The 17463-nt window shown below is 50.4% G+C and carries 16 protein-coding genes; 10 read left to right on the plus strand and 6 right to left on the minus strand.

What is annotated here, in order from left to right; translation table 11 throughout:
• Nucleotides 1-774 carry a GH25 family lysozyme gene (locus T488_RS0110750; RefSeq protein WP_028520804.1) on the minus strand — a complete coding sequence of 258 codons (774 nt, stop codon included), beginning with the start codon at nt 772-774 and terminating at the stop codon, nt 1-3.
• Nucleotides 775-999: 225 nt separating this feature from the next.
• Between T488_RS0110750 and T488_RS0110755 the strand changes: the two genes are divergently transcribed.
• The 3 genes from T488_RS0110755 (at nt 1000) to T488_RS0110765 (ending at nt 4769) form a co-directional block, all read left to right on the plus strand.
• The gene (locus T488_RS0110755; RefSeq protein WP_028520805.1) at nt 1000-1512 is read left to right on the plus strand and encodes a hypothetical protein; all 513 of its coding nucleotides are present in this window, start codon (nt 1000-1002) and stop codon (nt 1510-1512) included.
• A 387-nt stretch (nt 1513-1899) separates the two neighbouring features.
• Nucleotides 1900-2430, plus strand: a complete 531-nt coding sequence (locus T488_RS18835; RefSeq protein ID WP_196243303.1) for an RNA polymerase sigma factor — start codon at nt 1900-1902, stop codon at nt 2428-2430.
• The gene (locus T488_RS0110765; protein ID WP_028520806.1) at nt 2427-4769 is read left to right on the plus strand and encodes a hypothetical protein; all 2343 of its coding nucleotides are present in this window, start codon (nt 2427-2429) and stop codon (nt 4767-4769) included. The genes T488_RS18835 and T488_RS0110765 overlap by 4 nt, the downstream gene beginning before the upstream one ends.
• A 41-nt stretch (nt 4770-4810) precedes the next feature.
• Here the strand turns inward: T488_RS0110765 and T488_RS0110770 are convergent, their stop codons facing one another.
• The 4 genes from T488_RS0110770 to polA all read right to left on the minus strand — a co-directional run bounded on the left by T488_RS0110770 (nt 4811) and on the right by polA (nt 10041).
• Nucleotides 4811-5845 carry a hypothetical protein gene (locus T488_RS0110770; RefSeq protein ID WP_028520807.1) on the minus strand — a complete coding sequence of 345 codons (1035 nt, stop codon included), beginning with the start codon at nt 5843-5845 and terminating at the stop codon, nt 4811-4813.
• A 36-nt stretch (nt 5846-5881) separates the two neighbouring features.
• Nucleotides 5882-6892 carry a tRNA (adenosine(37)-N6)-threonylcarbamoyltransferase complex transferase subunit TsaD gene (tsaD, locus tag T488_RS0110775; protein ID WP_028520808.1) on the minus strand — a complete coding sequence of 337 codons (1011 nt, stop codon included), beginning with the start codon at nt 6890-6892 and terminating at the stop codon, nt 5882-5884.
• A 154-nt stretch (nt 6893-7046) separates the two neighbouring features.
• Nucleotides 7047-7499, minus strand: a complete 453-nt coding sequence (gene rimI, locus T488_RS0110780; RefSeq protein WP_028520809.1) for a ribosomal protein S18-alanine N-acetyltransferase — start codon at nt 7497-7499, stop codon at nt 7047-7049.
• A 4-nt stretch (nt 7500-7503) separates the two neighbouring features.
• On the minus strand, nt 7504-10041 hold the full coding sequence (gene polA / locus T488_RS0110785; protein ID WP_028520810.1) for a DNA polymerase I: 2538 nt from the start codon (nt 10039-10041) through the stop codon (nt 7504-7506).
• A 188-nt stretch (nt 10042-10229) separates the two neighbouring features.
• On the opposite strand from polA, the gene T488_RS0110790 reads away from it, so the two are divergent.
• Entirely contained in the window at nt 10230-11111 is an 882-nt protein-coding gene (locus T488_RS0110790) for a hypothetical protein (protein ID WP_028520811.1), read from the plus strand.
• Between the two features lie 171 nt (nt 11112-11282).
• Here T488_RS0110790 and gap read toward each other — a convergent pair whose 3' ends face one another.
• Complete coding sequence (gene gap / locus T488_RS0110795; protein ID WP_028520812.1) at nt 11283-12320, minus strand: type I glyceraldehyde-3-phosphate dehydrogenase; 1038 nt, start codon at nt 12318-12320, stop codon at nt 11283-11285.
• A 246-nt stretch (nt 12321-12566) separates the two neighbouring features.
• Here gap and T488_RS0110800 point away from each other — a divergent pair, with 246 nt between their 5' ends.
• The 6 genes from T488_RS0110800 to recO all read left to right on the plus strand — a co-directional run bounded on the left by T488_RS0110800 (nt 12567) and on the right by recO (nt 17267).
• Nucleotides 12567-13325: a hypothetical protein gene (locus T488_RS0110800; RefSeq protein WP_028520813.1), complete on the plus strand. Its 759-nt coding sequence runs from the start codon at nt 12567-12569 to the stop codon at nt 13323-13325.
• Nucleotides 13326-13475: 150 nt separating this feature from the next.
• Nucleotides 13476-13991 (plus strand): CYTH domain-containing protein, encoded by a 516-nt coding sequence (locus T488_RS0110805; RefSeq protein ID WP_028520814.1) that lies wholly within the window; start codon nt 13476-13478, stop codon nt 13989-13991.
• Nucleotides 13991-14959, plus strand: a complete 969-nt coding sequence (locus T488_RS0110810; RefSeq protein ID WP_028520815.1) for a PhoH family protein — start codon at nt 13991-13993, stop codon at nt 14957-14959. The genes T488_RS0110805 and T488_RS0110810 overlap by 1 nt, the downstream gene beginning before the upstream one ends.
• Nucleotides 14952-15464 (plus strand): rRNA maturation RNase YbeY, encoded by a 513-nt coding sequence (ybeY, locus tag T488_RS0110815; protein ID WP_026053048.1) that lies wholly within the window; start codon nt 14952-14954, stop codon nt 15462-15464. Before T488_RS0110810 ends, ybeY begins: the two co-directional genes overlap by 8 nt.
• Complete coding sequence (gene era, locus T488_RS0110820; RefSeq protein ID WP_028520816.1) at nt 15464-16357, plus strand: GTPase Era; 894 nt, start codon at nt 15464-15466, stop codon at nt 16355-16357. The genes ybeY and era overlap by 1 nt, the downstream gene beginning before the upstream one ends.
• 166 nt (nt 16358-16523) lie before the next feature.
• Nucleotides 16524-17267 carry a DNA repair protein RecO gene (gene recO, locus T488_RS0110830; protein WP_028520817.1) on the plus strand — a complete coding sequence of 248 codons (744 nt, stop codon included), beginning with the start codon at nt 16524-16526 and terminating at the stop codon, nt 17265-17267.
• The last annotated feature ends 196 nt before the right edge of the window (nt 17268-17463 follow it).

Genomic DNA, 17463 nt, shown 5'->3' on the forward strand with positions numbered 1-17463 from the left:
TTAATCCTTTCCTTGCTGTTTTGCTGTGTCGGGCAACTCAGCCTTGCTTGATACCTTGGCGAACTGCCTGTCGAAGTCCTCCTCAGAGCCGTTGTACACGTTGAGGTCGATGTGCTCCTCTTCGCCGTTATAGCCTGTAAGAGTACCCTTGTCGCTGTACTGCCAGAAGGTCCAGTCCAGCAGGTCGGGCTCACAGCTGACGCTCCTTATCCACAGGGGATAGTCGGAGAAGTCCTTTCTGACATATCTGCAATAGACGGGGAGGGTGCTGTAAATTATGGGCTTTACGCCGTAGTAAGCCTCCAGCCGTTCAAGGAGGGGCTTGAGTATAGCTTCGGTCTCCTCAAGAGAGGGCTTGTTTGAGCGCTTGTCGGCGTAGTATTCAATGTCAATAACGGGAGGCATATCTATCTCGTCCCTGCCCACGGCGGCAATGAAGTTATCCGCCTGGGTCTCGCCTGCGCTGTCGAAGCTGAAGAAGTGGTAAGCCGACACCCTTATGCCCGTATCCTTGGCTCTGTCCAGGTTGCGGCGGACGGACTCGTCTGTGTGGCCGCTTCCCTCGGTAGCCTTTATAAAGGCAAAGGAAACATTCTGGCTCTCAAGCTCCTTCCAGTCAATATCTCCCTGATAGTTGGAGACGTCAACACCGAAAACAGGGTACTTAGTCCTGTTGACCTTTGCGGTGGAGAAAAAGAAGGCTCCGACCGCCGCCGCTGTCATGAAAGCCACTCCTGTAACTGCGCATATTATCCTGCGTTTTAATCTATCCATTTACGGAAACAACTCCTAAGGCTCCGTTCTGTCAGTTTCAGAGCCGATAACGATTTCTGAAAAAAGTCATACAAATATATAATAAACTAAAATGGCGAAATAGTCAACAGTTTTTTTGAAAAAAGCCCCCGGAGTCATAACTCACGGTTCCCTCATGGCGTATTGACTTTTGGGGGGAGATATGCTATCATTGTTTCAGAATAATGTCTCTGGGAGGGAAATACCGTGGATTTTGAAGAAGAATACAAACAGAACAGGACTGCAATGAAAAAGGTCAAAAAAACAGAGACCTGGATATTCATAGTTTTTGCAGTAAATATCGCTGTTGCAGGATTTTATCTCTTTTTAGCTATTTCGGGAGATCTGCTCTCTATCATCATTGCCGTTCTCGGACTTGCAGGCTCCGCACTGGGCTTACTGAGCGTGCGCAAAAGGGATTCCGCACTTGCCATTGCCGCGGGAGTTCTCGTTATAGCTGAGGTCGGCGTCATGTTCTTTTCTGACGGTATCTCTGTTCTGGGAGTTGTTGAGGTCGCCGTATTCACGTATTTCGCCGTGGGTAACTTCCTGAACATAAAGAAGTACAGATGGCTTGAGCAGCAGGACGGCTTTCCGAATTTCGAGCCCCGTCTCAAGGAGTACGACATGGACAGAGCACAGCGCAATATCAAGGACCCCTACGCACAGAAAATGGAAGATATGCACAAGAACAACACTCACGAAATGCAGGAGCTCTGATATTACAGTGGTGCTGATATAGAAGTTTATACGTAACTATCGGGGGAAAACCTTTCTGAGGAAAGGTTCTTCCCCCGAACCCCTTTTCCAAAGACTTTTGGCTGGTTTTTCTATGAAGAGGACGCCTTAAACATAATAAAATGGCGGACATTATCAAGCGTCCTCTCCATATAAAAACAAAACAGAGCCTCGGAAATGGAATTACGGGAAGCACTTCTTCAAAAGAGCTCCCTGATACTGCGTGTAAAACTGCTGTATGAGCAGACCTTTTCCGTCTGCGTTTTTTTGTGCCTTTTCACAGACAGGGGCATTGTTTACAAAATATTCACAATTATGCTGTCCAATAACAGGGGGCAGCTTCGTTATAAATATAAAATGGGATCTTATATGAAGGGAGATGGGGCAGTGTCGGCAGCTAAAAACAGCAATGGCGGAATAACATTTGAAGAAATGTATCTGAAGAACAGAAACCTGATGATGTATACGGCAATGAAGATACTCAACAATTTTGCAGACGCCGAAGACTGCGTATCAGAGGCTTTTTTCAGGGCTTCAAAAATTTTTCCTGAAATTTCTCGCATGGAGTGTCCAAAAATGACCTCCCTGCTCGTTATAATTGTCAGAAACGCAGCACTGGATAAGTACAGAGCTAACAAAAGGGTAGTGGCTGTCGAGGCTCCCGATGAGGAAACAGGGACCTTCTGCACTGACAGCTATTCCTTCGACTCCGTTCAGAGTGCCATCGCTCAGCTTAAAGACGAATACCGCGATATTCTGACGCTCAGATTTGTTTACGGCTATTCGGTAAAGGAGATCACCGGGATACTGAATATCTCGGCAGACAATGCATACAAACGTATACAGCGCGCTAAAACGGAGCTTGGTAAAATTCTTGAGAATGGAGGGGAAGACGTATGAATAAGGATATGCTTAATGAGGCACTGGAAAAAGCGCTTACAGAGTCTTATGAAGAACTGACCGGTCAGGATATCCCAGAGTACGATTTCTCCGACGGCTTCAGGGACAAAATGGCAGGACTTATCAGTGAACAGGACGGCACTGCGGATAAAAAACGCAGACGCGGTATCATTCTGTTCTTTGCTGCGGCAGCTGCTGTGGCGGTAATATGCGCGTGGGCTGCTATGGGAAGCGGACTAAGGACCGACAGACATGGCGACTATCGTGATACTTCCGTTATTCAGGAGACAACATCTGCGGATAAAAATGAGACTGTCACCACTTCCGTGACAGGCGGGGAGACCGCTGTTACAACGGCGGTCACTTCCGCAGACAAGACCGCATCTTCTGCGGCAGTCTCAGAGAGTGCCGGCAATACTCCGGCTGCCTCCATCACAGCAGCTGATAACATTACCAACGCTGTTACTTCTGCGGCGGCAGGAAAGATAACCACGGCGCCTGCGGGCAGGACCACTGCGGTCACTGCTGCAACACAGCCCGCTGTCACAACTACCTCCGCAGTTTCCTACGAAAGGAGTTTTGAAATGAAAAAATTAGCTGCATTCACATCTGCAATATTAATGGCTTCATCAGCTGTTTCGGGAAACGTATATGCCTCTGAGGGAATACAGAGGACTCCCTCAATGGACGCCGCTATCTATGCTGAAAACAGCATAGAATATAACTCTCTGCTCAGAATGGCTGACGGAAAGTATAATCTTGACCTCAATAATGACGGAGAATTCAATGTATTCGACGTATATGCCCTCTACCGCGCAGCTGCCAACAGAGGCGCTTCAAAGGAGATGAGGGAGAGATGCAAGCTCAATGCGGATTACAATTTCGATGCCTATATCGAGTTCAACGACATCGACCTTCTTATGGACTACTTCATCATGTATTCCGATGTTAAGGCTGAATACTTCGATCCGCTCTACTACCGCAATAACTGCCCCGATGAGTATCACAACATCTATGACGATCTCTATACTGCTGAGGAGCGTATCACCGACTACGGCGCATATGTAGGCGAGCTCAGGAAGACAATGGATGAGCCTGTATGCTTCTATCCCAATGAGATAGGACTCCCCGATGATGCCGAGCAGAGACAGCGTTACCTCGATCACGAGATGAGCCCTATGGAGGAATTCTTCTTCACGAAGGAACTCTTCATGAGCAACTACGATTCCGATCTTGAGGGTCAGTACAACGACGTCAAGAGAGGCGACAATTCCGACAGGATCGCCTGGGACGAAAAGCTCTTCAACGATGCCGACTATATGTTCACAGAGAGACTTTTCAACAGGCTCCAGCGTCTCGGAAGAGGCTATAAGTTCTTTGCCGAAAAGTGCGACAGAAAGACCATCGACCTGGACGTAAATGCTGACGGCGTTTTCGATATAAGCGACCTCAACGATATGTGCACATATAATAATGTATACCTGAGAAAGGACGTTCCCGCTGAGATAGGCGAGCGCTGTGCAGCTGTCAATGACGCTCAGCTTGTAGGCATTCATGACGCAGGTAATAAGCTTCATGACTACACTATCGAATATTTCTTCAAGTTCAACAAGCTCCTTCCCGAGTACAGTACTCCCGAATTCTTTGAGGGACTCAGAAGCGGCTCTTCCAAGAACGAGCTCTATCAGGAGTTCAAGGCTATGAGCGAGGGCGGAAAGGATTTCAGCAATAAAAAGTTCGAGAAAGCCTGCGCCGATTTTGAGAGACTTGAAAAGGCAGGACTTGCTCCCGACCTGGACATCAACCTTGACGGTGAGATAAACGTTTACGATTATTACGACTCCGACATCTACATCTACGAACAGATCTACCGTATCTCAGAGGAGGACAGCGTACTTTCTCCCAAGGTAAGAGAGCATATCGAGACCAACTGCGACTTTGACCTCAACGGCGAGAGCGGCGATGTCTATGATATGTCCATCGCTCAGATATTCGTGATCAGACACTGCTCTGACTTCAACGGCTTCTCCGATGAGGAGTACCAGAAGTATATCGACAGCCTTGCAGCCGAGAGAAAGGTCGAGACCGAAAATGTCAGATACTCATACACCAGCAATATCTCAGTTCTCAGCCAGACCAGCGTAGAGCGCAGCGGCGATGCCAACTGCGACGGCGATGTTGACCTTGCAGATGCTATATTCATCATGCAGAACATGGCTAACCCCGACAAGTACCAGATCTCATCAATAGGCAGATTTAACGCCGATGTATGCGAGACAGGTCAGGGCGTTACGGTCAACGACGCTCTTGAGATCCAGAACAGGCTCCTGAATAAATAATATCTATACACGAAGAAAGCTCCCGTTATCGGGAGCTTTTTTCATATTATACCGTAGAGCTGCTTTTCGTCTCTGGGATCAAAGGGCACCAGCTTGCGGCTGTTTCGTGAGAGGACAAGTCCGCTGTTGCAGCCAACGGGTGTCAGTGAGAACTTTCCGCCCCGTCTGTGTGCGGCACGGAAAACGCTTCCCAGACGGGAGTTCACCGCCAGACCTGCCAGCTCAAAGGTTATGCCCCTCTCGGTTATCCTTATGTCAAGGGCAGGCATATCCGTAAAGGGGTGGCAGACCATGCCGTCTGCGGCGTAGTGTCCGCGGAGGGGAGTTACCTTGGTATCGCGGTAAAAACGGTAGAGCAGAGCCGCGACTGCCTGCTCGGTGTCATAGAGGCGCTTTTTTATCTCAGTCTCGGGAGAGGCTATCAGTTCGGGTATCTCGCGGGCTATCTTCTCGGCGTTGGTATTCAGCGCCGTGGTGAAACTGCTTCGCATTGCAAAGCGGCGGAGATGCTCATAGCCTATGGTCTGCTCTGGGACGAATTCGGGATACATAACATGGGCAAGCTCCTCATAGCAGATGTGGAGACTGCGCTTTTTGGAAAAATATGTCCATTTGACAGTATGAGGGAGACAGCACATATCCGACATCATGTGTACGGCTCTGCCCAGGTAGACAGCGCTCTGCCCCGTGAAGCCTGCGTGGTACATGGTGAGAGCCATGGTGTAGTCCTCCTCAAACATGGTGCGGGCGCTTCGTGCAAACAGGTCCTTGCCGTTGCGATAATAGCCGCCTACAGGTGAGAAGGGTCTGCCGTCGGTGTTGCAGGCGCAGTAATAATGCCTGCCTGCGCCGTTTTCGCGGTCGTCCTTGTCGTCGGGGAGCACAGTATAGGGCAGCATTATCTTCACCATGGGCTGAATGAGCTCAGCCGCCTCGGGAGCAGCTCCCTCAAGGAGTTTCATGGAGCGGAGCAGTATCTCCTGATGTATCTCGGTCAGGGGAGTCTGCTTTTTTTCGCTGTATTTTTCCGTGAGAGCGTGAAGGATATAGGCGGTGTTTTTCCATTTATTGTACATTTTATAGCTCCTTTCCTGAGTGTGTATATGCTGGGGTCATATGTCTTCCATTGAAAGTGTAGCGACAGCGTTAAGGCTCTCGTCGGCAGTTATCCCTGCCAGCAGGTTGTAGCTTCCCTGACAGGCTATCATTGCGCCGTTGTCGCCGCAGAGCTTCTTCTCGGGCATATAGAACTCATAGCCGTGCTTTGCGCAGGCTTCCGAGAGAGCGGCGCGGACTCCCGTATTTGCGGAAACTCCGCCTGCCAGAGCGACTTTCTTGTAGCCCAGAGCCTCTGCCGCACGGATAGTCTTGTCGGTGAGTATCTCGGCGATGGTGCTCTGGAGACTTGCCGCAAGGTCATTGTGGTTTATCTCGGTGCCCTTCTGCCCGGCGTTGTGGAGCAGGTTTATTACGTTGGTCTTGAGTCCCGAAAAGCTGAAGTCGAATTCGCTTCCCGCCACAGCAGGGTGGGGGAGCTTAAAGGCGTTCCTGTCGCCTGTTTTAGCGGCATTGTCGATATGTACTCCGCCGGGATAGGGGAAGCCCATAGCACGGGCGCACTTGTCAAAGCATTCGCCTGCGGCGTCATCGTGAGTTCTTCCCACAACGCGGAATTTTGTATAGCTCAGCACCTCGATGATGTGGCTGTGACCGCCGCTTGCCACAAGGCAGAGATAGGGCGGTTCCAGGTCGGGGAAGGTGAGGTAGTTGGTGGCGATGTGTCCTGCGATGTGGTGGACGGGGATAAGGGGCTTGCCCGAGGACATTGCCAGCGCCTTTGCAAAGCTTACTCCCACCAGGAGAGCACCGATAAGTCCGGGAGCGTAGGTGACAGCGATACCGTCAAGGTCGCTGAGCTTCACCTGCGCTTCGTCCAGTGCCTGACGGACAACGCCGAGGATATTCTCGCAGTGGCGGCGTGAGGCTATCTCGGGGACAACTCCGCCGTACTTCTTATGCTCCTCTATCTGAGTGGACACCACCGATGAGAGGATAGTCCTCCGGTCCTTTACCACGCTTGCGGCGGTCTCGTCGCAGGAGCTTTCTATTCCAAGTATAAGCATATCATATCTTCTTTCATTTTTATTTAGCTGAATGGCGGTTTGTAGGGGAGCCCGCCCTCGGGCTCCCGAAGGCAATGACATTGTCATCTCACGGGAGGGCGTCCGTCCGACAGCAGATAACGGCAATTGTTTTGCTGACGGACTGATAAAAGTATCAGCCCTTGCAATTGAGCACCATGATGTCTGCGTCCTCAACGGGGTCGCGGTAGAACCGCCTGCGCACTCCTGCCTTCTCAAAGCCGAAGCTGCTGTAAAGCCCTATGGCGGCGGTGTTGGATTGCCTTACCTCAAGGGCGATAGTCTCCGTTCCCTCGGGAACAAGCCGCAGGAACTCGGTCAGAAGCGCCCTTGCTACGCCCTTTCCGCGGTATTCGGGAACAGTGGCGATAGTGAGGACTTCACCTGTATCCGAGGCGGTAAATCCTGCGAACAGTCCTGCAAAGTCTTCGCCGCAGAAAGCGGCAAGTACCACACCTGTCGGGTGGCAAGCCTGAGAAAGGAAGGCGTTTGCAGACCAACCCTCAGTGCCGAAGCAGGATATGTCCAGAGCAGCCATGGCATCAAATAATTCCGACGGGGAATCTGCGGTCAGTCTTATTATCTCCATGTCATCAGCCCTTTGCATCATACCATGAGTGCCCTGTGTGGACGTCCACCGCAAGGGGGACTCTCATATCGTAAACGCCCTGCATCTCCTCTTTGAGGAGCTCCGCACAGCGGTCTGCACAGGAGAGGTCCGACTCGATGATGAGCTCATCGTGTACCTGGAGTATGAGCCTTGCGTCCAGCTTTTCGGCTTTCAGACGGTTGTACACGTTTATCATGGCTATCTTTATAAGGTCGGCAGCAGTTCCCTGAACGGGGGTGTTCATTGCGATACGCTTGCCTGCCGCCTGTAACATCTTATTTGAGGAGGAGAGCTCCGGGATACGGCGCTTTCTTCCGAACATGGTGGTGACATAGCCCTCCTTGAAGGCGTTGTCCACGGTGGTCTCCATGAACTCGTTAACCTTGGGGTACTTGGCGAGGTAGTCCGCGATGTACTTCTTCGCCTTGGCAACCGAGGTGCCGATATCCTTGGCGAGGGAGAAGGCGCCGATACCGTAGATGATACCGAAGTTTACCGCCTTTGCAGCGCTTCTCATCTCGGGAGTCACCATAAACAGGGGCATATCGAATACCTGCGCCGCCGTGGAGGTGTGTATGTCCTCGCCCGAGTTGAATGCTTCTATCATATTTTCGTCGCCGCAGAGATGTGCCATTACTCTCAGCTCGATCTGGCTGTAGTCGGCGTCGATGAGAGTTTTACCCTCAGCGGCGGTGAAAAACTTTCTCATCTGTGCGCCCAGCTCTGTGCGGACGGGGATATTCTGCATATTTGGCTCTGTGGAGCTGATACGTCCCGTTCTGGTCTCGGTCTGGCGGAACCAGGTGTGTATGCGTCCGTCGGGAGCTATCTTGTCAAGAAGTCCCACGACGTAGGTGGAGTTGAGCTTGGTGTACTGGCGGTATTTCAGCACGTTGTCCACGATGGGAGCATAGCTTCTCAGCTCCTCCAGCACCTCGGCGTTTGTGGAGTATCCGCTCTTGGTCTTCTTTTTGGCGGGAAGTCCCATTTCCTCAAAGAGCACCGTTCCAAGCTGCTTGGGGGAGGAGATATTGAACTCATGGCCTGCATCATCATAGATCATCTGCTGGGTCTCCTCTATCATCTCCGAGAGGTAGGTGCCGAAGTCCTCGACGCCCTTGCGGTCAATGAGAACGCCGCTGTCCTCCATGGAGGCAAGGACCTCCGTAAGAGGCAGCTCCACCTTCTCAAGGAGCTCAGTCATGCCCTCGGATTCGATCTCCGCACGGAGCTTTCTGATAAGACCGCGGAGGGAAAGGAGCTCCGCAAGGTCGAAGTTTTCACTGTAATAGTGGACGCCGTACTCGGCGCAGAGCTTGTCCACAGCGTAATCGGAAGCCGATGTATTCAGCAGATAGCCGCATATCGCCGCATCGCTGCGGAGATTTTTCAGCTCGCCGCCGTGAGCCATTGCCCAGCGGTAGTGCGCCTTGGCGTCATCTGTAGCCTTGGTGCAGTCCGAAGCAAGGAACTGCAATATCAGCTTTTCGTCGTCTGTATTGTAAACGCAGTCGCCGCTGCGGACAGACAGGCTTCCGTCGCGGAAAAGATACTCGCAGTCGGTGAGCTTTGCGATAACATCGGCAGTCAGGTCGGCAAGCTCCGCATTTATAACGGGAGCCTCCTCTTCCTTTGCCGCAGGAGCGGCATTGGTGCCCTCGGTGGCGCTGATACCCAGCTTGTCCAGCAGCTTGAACATCTCCAGCTCGCTGAGCATGAGGCTTACTGCCGCCGTGTCGGGAGTGCCCAATTTATAGCCCTCAAGGTCGGTATCTATTGGAGCGTCGCGGACTATGGTCGCCAGCCATTTGCTCTCCTTTGCGGAGTCTGCACCTGCGGCAAGCTTTGCCTTCACGCCCTTGGTGAGCCCTGAATTCTCGTAGTTTTTGTAGAGGTTCTCCACGGAGCCGTATTCCTTTATGAGGGTGGAGGCGGTCTTTTCGCCTATGCCTGCAACGCCGGGGATATTGTCGGAGCTGTCGCCCATGAGGGCTTTCAGGTCAATGAGCTTTATGGGCTCGAAGCCGTAGTCCTCCATGAAGCGGTCGGGAGTGTAGTAAATGTTCTCCTTGTTAGTCGCAAGGACAACTGTGACCTTATCGTCAATGAGCTGAAGGCTGTCGCGGTCTCCCGTCAGCACATAGCATTCGTTTCCGCTGTCGGAGCAGAGTTTTGAGAGGGTACCCAGTATATCGTCAGCCTCATAGCCCTCACATTCGATCACCTTTACGCCCATAAGTCCCAGGAGCTCCTTTACTCTGGGGAGCTGCTCCGCCAGCTCGGGGGGCATACCCTTGCGGTTTGCCTTGTAGTAGGACACAGCCTTGTGGCGGAAGGTAGGTGTGCGCAGGTCGAAGGCGACAGCCACGGCGTCGGGCTTTATGTCGCCGATATTGCGGAGGTATATGTTCATGAAGCCGAAAATGGCATTGGTGAATTGTCCCTTTTTATTGGTCAGCAGCTTTATGCCGTAGAAGGCACGGTTGAGAATGCTGTTGCCGTCGATAGCGAGAAGTTTCATAGCAAGCTCCTTTTGAATGCAGCGTAACGTGTGCAGATTTATACAATATATTATAACACAAATGCTCGGAAATAGCAAGAAACGCGAACTATATGCACTTGCTGCGTTTTATCACAAAATCATCACAGAATAAACACATAATGCTTCTACAATAATACTCGCAGTATTTTTAAAAGGAGAAATTACAAATGAGAAAGATCACAGGTATTGCCGCATTCGTATCGGCTGTATGCCTTACCGCGTCAGCTATGACAGGCTGCGGCAAAGAAAATGAGGATAAGAAAAACAGGTACGTTATCGTTACAGAGCCCACGGAAGCTACCGAGGCAACAACAGAGTTAAAGGCAGAATCCTATACAATAGAGACAACTGCCCCCACTACAGAAGCTGTTACCGAGGAGGAGACCACTGAATACGATCCCATTGATGATCCGGGATATGTGAATTTCAAGCTCAGCGACGATATAAAGCACTTCACCATGTCCTGCGGAGGCACTGTGGTAAAGTTCCCCTGCACACTTGCAGAGCTCTATGTCACAGGCTGGAACAGGGATGATGACGGCGAAGGATATTTCGCGAGGGGCGGATGTAACATAGATCCCTGGCATAGCGAGCAGCTTGGTGAACTCGGGGAAAATCTGAAAAATTGTTCCTACATCTGTTTTTCACCTTATTACAGCCGCGAAGAAAAAGAGGAACAGCTTGCAGAGCTGGACTTCGACTGGATGAAGACACTCAAATCTGTGGATATCAGCAGACTTACCTGCTATTACGGTCTGAATGAGGACGAGATAAAGCTGCCTAAGGGCATTGTTATAGGAAAATCCACTCCCGAGGACGTCAAAGCAGCCTATGGAGAGCCTGACAGCATCAGGTCTTCTGATCTTGAAGACGCTCCTTCTTATTATTATAGTCTTCTTGACGAGGACGGCGAGAAATGCGCAGGTGTTACTATCCGCTTTGACGGCAATACTGCGTCAGAGGGCTATGTTGACGGTGCTATCTGGGGCGTTGAGCTTGAGTATTACGGCTATGATGACGAAGAGGAAGAATACGAAGAGGAAGAATAAAACCAAAGCGGTCCATATCGGACCGCCTTTTTATGCTCTTTGGTAAAAGAAATGCCGGGGGCGTAACAGGGGGCGGCGAAACGCCGCCCCCTACTGATCACTAATAACTCATTATGAATTAAAAAGGGCACTCATAAAGAGTGCCCTTTGATATTGCATTAGTTTCAGCTATTAGCCGAGCTCTGCAAAGTACTTGATTGTTCTTACCATCTGTGATGTGTAAGAATTCTCGTTGTCGTACCATGAAACAACCTGTACCTCGTAGAGGCCGTCGCCGATCTCAGCTACCATTGTCTGTGTAGCATCGAAGAGTGAACCGAATCTCATGCCGATAACGTCAGAAGAAACGATCTGATCCTCGTTGTAACCGAATGACTCGGAAGCAGCAGCCTTCATAGCAGCGTTGATGCCTTCCTTAGTTACGTTGCTGCCCTTAACAACAGCTGTGAGGATTGTTGTAGAACCTGTAGGAACAGGAACTCTCTGAGCAGAACCGATGAGCTTGCCGTTGAGCTCAGGGATAACAAGGCCGATAGCCTTTGCAGCACCTGTGCTGTTAGGAACGATGTTAGCAGCACCTGCTCTTGCTCTTCTGAAGTCGCCCTTTCTGTGAGGACCGTCAAGGATCATCTGATCACCTGTGTAAGCGTGGATAGTGCTCATGATACCGCTCTGGATAGGAGCATAATCGTTAAGAGCCTTAGCCATAGGAGCGAGGCAGTTTGTTGTGCATGAAGCAGCAGAGATGATCTTGTCATCCTTTGTGAGAGTCTTCTCGTTTACGCTGTAAACGATTGTAGGAAGATCGTTGCCTGCGGGAGCAGAGATAACAACCTTCTTAGCACCTGCATCGATATGAGCCTGTGACTTTTCCTTTGAGCAGTAGAAACCTGTGCACTCGAGAACTACGTCAACGCCGATCTCGCCCCAAGGAAGCTCTGCAGCGTTAGCCTTTGCATAGATTGTAAGTGTCTTGCCGTCAACAGTGATTGTACCAGCCTCATCATCAGCTGAAACTGTGTGAAGGTTCTCACCGATCTTTCCGCAGTAGCCGCCCTGAGCTGTATCATACTTGAGGAGCTGAGCGAGCATTGAAGGCTTTGTAAGGTCGTTGATAGCAACTACCTCATAACCCTCAGCATCAAACATCTGTCTGAATGCAAGACGACCGATACGGCCGAAACCATTAATAGCAACTTTAACTGACATTGGATATACCTCCTAAAATTTTTATATTTTTATTATACTCCAACTCGGAAATTTTTTCAAGTGGTTCGATAAAAAAATAACAGAAATTTCTTGAAAAGTGCATATTGTACAAATGACGGTGTGGGGATAAAAATGATTTTGTTGCTATTTTCTTTTTTAATACCCGCCCTCAGGCTATTTCATTTCCTGTTTTTTTGTAGTATAATATATCTGTATGATTTTTTTGCAAAGCGGAAAGGAGCCGTTATGGACAAGAACGATGAGCTGAAAGGCTTTTTTGAGAGCCCCTTTGCCGGGGACTATATAAATTGTAACGATTATCTTGTGAGAAAGTCGGTCTCGGGCATATACGCTTCCTGCGAGCTCCTTAGCGAGCTTGCCGAAAAGCGCGGCGGAAAGAATGAGCGGGAGCTCATCGGCGGTATCATGACTGCCTGCTGCGAGCTCATGCGCAATGCCGAGCTGAGCCGTGCGCTGACTGCTCCCGTGCACGAGGAGCAGGAGCTCACTACCCTCAGGACAGATACCTTCCTCCGCAGCTTTGCCGAGAGCTGTCAGGCTGCGTCGGGGGGCAGATGCACCGTGAGAACGGGAGAGCTTTGCATCTCATATGTCCGCACAGACCGCGACACTCTCAGGTTCCTGCTGCTCAGCTTTGTGAGAAGGCATATCCTGGGCTCTGAGTCGGAAAACAGGGAGTTCACTGTGGAATGTGGAGAAAACGCCAAAAATATTGAGATAAAAATTTCCGCCTCAGGGACATTTGTGGACTTTGATGACTTTGGTCAGCCTGATATTTTCAGCGGTTACCCCCGTCAGGTCTGCGATGGTCTCGCCGAGAGAGCAGGCGCCCGGGCAGTCCTCGGCGACAACTGCCTTACTGTGGAAATACCGCTTCCTGACGGCAACAGCGGCATTCCCGTTGAGGCTCCTTCGCCTGTTCGGGAGAACGGTTTTTTTGATCCCTTCAACGTCATGCTGAGGGATCTTTCGGAGGGAAAATGATAAAAATGTGACAGAAAGATAAAACTTAGCAATTTAGACAGAATAATCTGAAAATTTTGTTGACATTATTCAAAAAAAGTTGTATAATGGTAATGTTGAAAGATTTCATTGTGATTTCGGAAAAGACATAAGGTCTTTTGGAGAGTGTTTATGAGCAAAAATTATGAGATCGAACGCAAATTCCTGGTGGAATTTCCCGATGTTTCCGCCCTTGACGTGAAGCGCAGGATCGGTATCGTCCAGACCTATCTCAACAGCGCGGACGGCAAGCAGCGCAGAGTAAGGTCCGTGGACGAGAACGGCAGGGTGAAGTACACCTATACGGAAAAGGTCTTTCTCACACCCGTCACCCGCGAGGAGAACGAGTATGAGATAAGCGGCGAAAGGTACCGCGAGCTGGTCAGCACTGACCGCAGAGAGGGACCGCCTGTTGAAAAGGTGCGCTATTGCTTCGATTACCACGACCAGCTATTTGAACTGGATACCTATCCTTTCTCGGACAAGCTGGCTATTATGGAGCTGGAACTGGGCTCCCCCGAGCAGAAGATAGATTTCCCCGATAACGTCAGGGTGCTCAGGGAGGTCTCCGCAGACCACAGGTACTCCAACTCGGCTCTTGCAGCAGCAGGCGCTTTCCCCGAACAGCAGATTGGAGAATATATTTAATGTCAGAAAAATTCCTGCCTGCCGACAGCCCCGAGCAGCTCTCTGCTCTTTTCGGTCAGCTGGACGGCAATATAAGCAGAATACAGAAGGACTTCAACGTCACAGTCGTCAGCCGTGACGGCGGCGTTAAGATAATAGGCGAAGGCGATACAGAGGGCGCCGAAAAAGCCCTCCGCGCTATCATGAACATGGCAAAGAACGGAAGCTCCGTCAACGAACAGACCGTGAGGTATGTCACCTCCATGGTGGCTGAGGGAGTTGAGGAGCAGCTTCAGGAGCTGGGCGGCGACGGCATATGCGTCACTGCAAGCGGAAAGATACTCCGTCCCCGTACCGTGGGTCAGAAGCGCTATACCGACGCTATAAAGAATAATACCATCGTCCTCGGCATCGGCCCTGCGGGTACGGGTAAGACCTACCTCGCTGTTGCCATGGCTGTCAAGGCTTTCCGCGAACATAAGATAAAGAAGATAATCCTGACCCGTCCTGCCGTCGAAGCGGGCGAGAAGCTGGGCTTCCTGCCCGGTGACCTCCAGGATAAGGTGGACCCCTACCTGCGTCCGCTCTATGACGCTTTGTTCGACATGTTCGGTGCAGAGAGCTTCGCACGGTACATGGAAAAGGGCATTATCGAGGTTGCTCCGCTGGCTTATATGCGCGGACGCACCCTCGACGAGGCGTTCATTATCCTCGACGAGGCTCAGAATACTACTTCCGAGCAGATAAAAATGTTCCTGACACGTCTCGGAAATGAGAGCAGAATGGTCATCACGGGAGATATTACCCAGATAGACCTCCCCGACAGCAGAAAGTCGGGTCTGGTAGAGGCGATAAAGGTGCTCAGGGGTATCGACGACATCGAGATACACAGGTTCACCGAGAAAGACGTGGTAAGACACAGGCTCGTTCAGGATATAATCAAGGCTTATGAAAAATATAATGAAGGGAGAAAGAATAATCATGGCTAAGTTAAAGGTTTACGTCAAGAATAATCAGACAGAGGTGAAGGTGCCCGTGGGCATTAGACTGCTCATCAGAAGATGCTGTCAGGCTGTTCTCACCACTGAGAATTTCGGCAAGGACGCCGAGGTTAGCGTTTCATTCGTAAGCAATAACGAGATAAAGAACCTTAATAAGATATACAGAAATAAGGACGCTGTTACCGATGTGCTTTCATTCCCGCTTACAAGCGAGGACGGCACCGTTGAGATAAATCCCGAGACAGGAGCTGTTCAGCTGGGAGATGTTGTCATCTCTCTCGAAACAGCTGTAAAGCAGGCTCAGAACTTCGGCCACTCACTGGAGAGAGAGGTGGGCTTCCTCACCGTTCATTCAATGCTCCATCTCCTGGGCTATGACCACGAGACATCACAGCTCGACCAGCGCATAATGCGCGAGAAGGAGGAGTCTGTCCTGGAGAAGCTGGGCATCTCAAGAGACGCTACATTTATCGTTAACGGAGAAAACAACTGATGTCAAGAACTGCTTTCGTCACTATCGCAGGACGCACCAATGCGGGAAAATCCTCACTCCTCAACGCCATCGTGGGAGAGAAGATAGCCTCCGTCAGCAATAAGCCCCAGACTACACGTACCCGTATCACGGGTATCCGCAATATAGACGATGTTCAGCTGGTATTCTTCGATACACCGGGTCTTCACAAGCCTGTGAACAAGCTCAGCGAGCATATGCTCAACACCGTTAAGGAGTCCGTCAGCGACATCGACGCGGTGGTATTCGTTATGGACTGTACCAAGAAGATAAACCAGCAGGAGCTGGATCTCCTGAAGTCCATGAATACCTCAAAAATGCCCGTTATACTTGTGCTCAACAAGATAGACCTGCTGAAAAACAAGGACGAGCTGGCTCCCGTTATCGCCGACCTGACATCAAAGATAAAGTTTCAGGCGGTAGTCCCCGTAAGCGTTACGGAGAACAGCGGAGTCGACATAGTTATAGATGAAATAATCGCCTTGTCGGAGGAGTCCGTTCACTTCTTCCCCGACGATATGATAACCGACCAGCCCGAGAAGGTGCTGGCGGCTGAGATGATACGCGAAAAGCTCCTCATGCTCCTCAGCGAGGAGGTGCCCCACGGTATCGCCGTAGGCGTTGAGCAGATGAGCGAGAGAGAGGACAAGGACATACTTGACATTTCCGCTGTCATCTACTGCGAAAAGGAGTCTCACAAGGGTATCATCATCGGCAAGGGCGGAGCTATGCTCAAGAAGGCTTCCACCGCCGCAAGGATAGAGTTGGAGGACTTCTTCCAGATAAAGGTGAACCTCAAGTGCTGGGTAAAGGTCAAGGAGGACTGGAGAAACAGGGAAAACCTCATCAGGAGCTTCGGACTCTCCGAGAAATAATTACCGCATATATCACAGGTCTTTCCGCAGATAATAGCTGTGGGGGAAACTCCACAACATCAGTTTCACGGAGGCTTTATGGAAGAGGATATTCTCTGGGATATATTCACCGAAACAGGAAGCGTAGAGGATTATCTGCGCTACTCGGACTGCAAGGATGATAACCATGACAACTGTTGAAGGCATAGTCCTTAAAGAGCGTTCTGTGGGAGAACAGGACAAATTCATCGATATACTCACAGGAGAGAACGGGGTTCTCGAGGTTTCCGTAAAAGGCGCAAAGAAAATAAACGGAAAATCGGGAAGCTCCGCTCAGCTTCTGGCTTATTCTCGGTTCTGCATAGACAAGAGAGGAAAGTATCTTTACCTCAATAGTGCAGAGCCGATACATATTTTTTACGGACTGAGAGAGTCCCTCAGCAAAATATCCCTCGCCTCGTATTTCGCCGAGGTCATGCGCTTCTGCATAAAGCCCGAGGCGCAGAATAAGGATATTATGCGGCTCATGCTGAACTGCCTTTACTACCTGGAAAAAGGTGAGAGGAGCGAGAGCTTCCTGAAGGCGGTGTTCGAGCTGAGACTTATGTCCGAGATAGGCTATATGCCCGATATTGTCGCCTGCAGGAGCTGCGGAGTTTTTGAGCCTCAGGAGCTTTTCTTCTGTATCTCCGACGGCGGCTTCTACTGTGCGGACTGCTTCGACGGCAGCAGCACAGATGACTATATGAAAATAAAACTGCCTGTGCTCAGCGCTGTCCGCCATATCGTGCTGGCAGACTTCGGCAGGCTTTTCAATTTCCGCGTATCCGACGGCACTCAGCAGCGGCTCTCTGCCCTTGCGGAGTCCTATCTCCTCACTCACATGGAGAGGAACTTCGGTACGCTGGACTTCTATAAATCTATCATATAAATCATAATTTTGCGGAGCAAAATTATGATTTGAGTGAATAGTGATTAGTGAATAGTGAATAGTTGTGGTGTCGCCTTCGGCGACGTTATTTAAATAATGTGAGCGCAGCGAACACATTAACTAATCACTAACCACTATGCACTAATCACTATTAGCGCTTGCGCTAAATTTTGATTTATAACAGTAAAGGATAACT

The sequence above is a fragment of the Ruminococcus flavefaciens ND2009 genome (genome assembly GCF_000621785.1).
GTDB classification, from domain to species: Bacteria; Bacillota; Clostridia; order Oscillospirales; family Ruminococcaceae; genus Ruminococcus; species Ruminococcus flavefaciens_C.

Bases quoted from the DNA above. Each gene is read 5' to 3' on its own strand.
- polA (WP_028520810.1), bottom strand. From the start codon at position 10,041: ATGAAACTTCTCGCTATCGACGGCAACAGCATTCTCAACCGTGCCTTC.
- tsaD (WP_028520808.1), bottom strand. From the start codon at position 6,892: ATGCTTATACTTGGAATAGAAAGCTCCTGCGACGAGACCGCCGCAAGC.
- era (WP_028520816.1), top strand. From the start codon at position 15,464: ATGTCAAGAACTGCTTTCGTCACTATCGCAGGACGCACCAATGCGGGA.
- rimI (WP_028520809.1), bottom strand. From the start codon at position 7,499: ATGGAGATAATAAGACTGACCGCAGATTCCCCGTCGGAATTATTTGAT.
- recO (WP_028520817.1), top strand. From the start codon at position 16,524: ATGACAACTGTTGAAGGCATAGTCCTTAAAGAGCGTTCTGTGGGAGAA.
- T488_RS18835 (WP_196243303.1), top strand. From the start codon at position 1,900: ATGAAGGGAGATGGGGCAGTGTCGGCAGCTAAAAACAGCAATGGCGGA.
- T488_RS0110810 (WP_028520815.1), top strand. From the start codon at position 13,991: ATGTCAGAAAAATTCCTGCCTGCCGACAGCCCCGAGCAGCTCTCTGCT.
- T488_RS0110805 (WP_028520814.1), top strand. From the start codon at position 13,476: ATGAGCAAAAATTATGAGATCGAACGCAAATTCCTGGTGGAATTTCCC.
- T488_RS0110790 (WP_028520811.1), top strand. From the start codon at position 10,230: ATGAGAAAGATCACAGGTATTGCCGCATTCGTATCGGCTGTATGCCTT.
- ybeY (WP_026053048.1), top strand. From the start codon at position 14,952: ATGGCTAAGTTAAAGGTTTACGTCAAGAATAATCAGACAGAGGTGAAG.
- T488_RS0110800 (WP_028520813.1), top strand. From the start codon at position 12,567: ATGGACAAGAACGATGAGCTGAAAGGCTTTTTTGAGAGCCCCTTTGCC.
- T488_RS0110770 (WP_028520807.1), bottom strand. From the start codon at position 5,845: ATGTACAATAAATGGAAAAACACCGCCTATATCCTTCACGCTCTCACG.
- T488_RS0110750 (WP_028520804.1), bottom strand. From the start codon at position 774: ATGGATAGATTAAAACGCAGGATAATATGCGCAGTTACAGGAGTGGCT.
- T488_RS0110765 (WP_028520806.1), top strand. From the start codon at position 2,427: ATGAATAAGGATATGCTTAATGAGGCACTGGAAAAAGCGCTTACAGAG.
- gap (WP_028520812.1), bottom strand. From the start codon at position 12,320: ATGTCAGTTAAAGTTGCTATTAATGGTTTCGGCCGTATCGGTCGTCTT.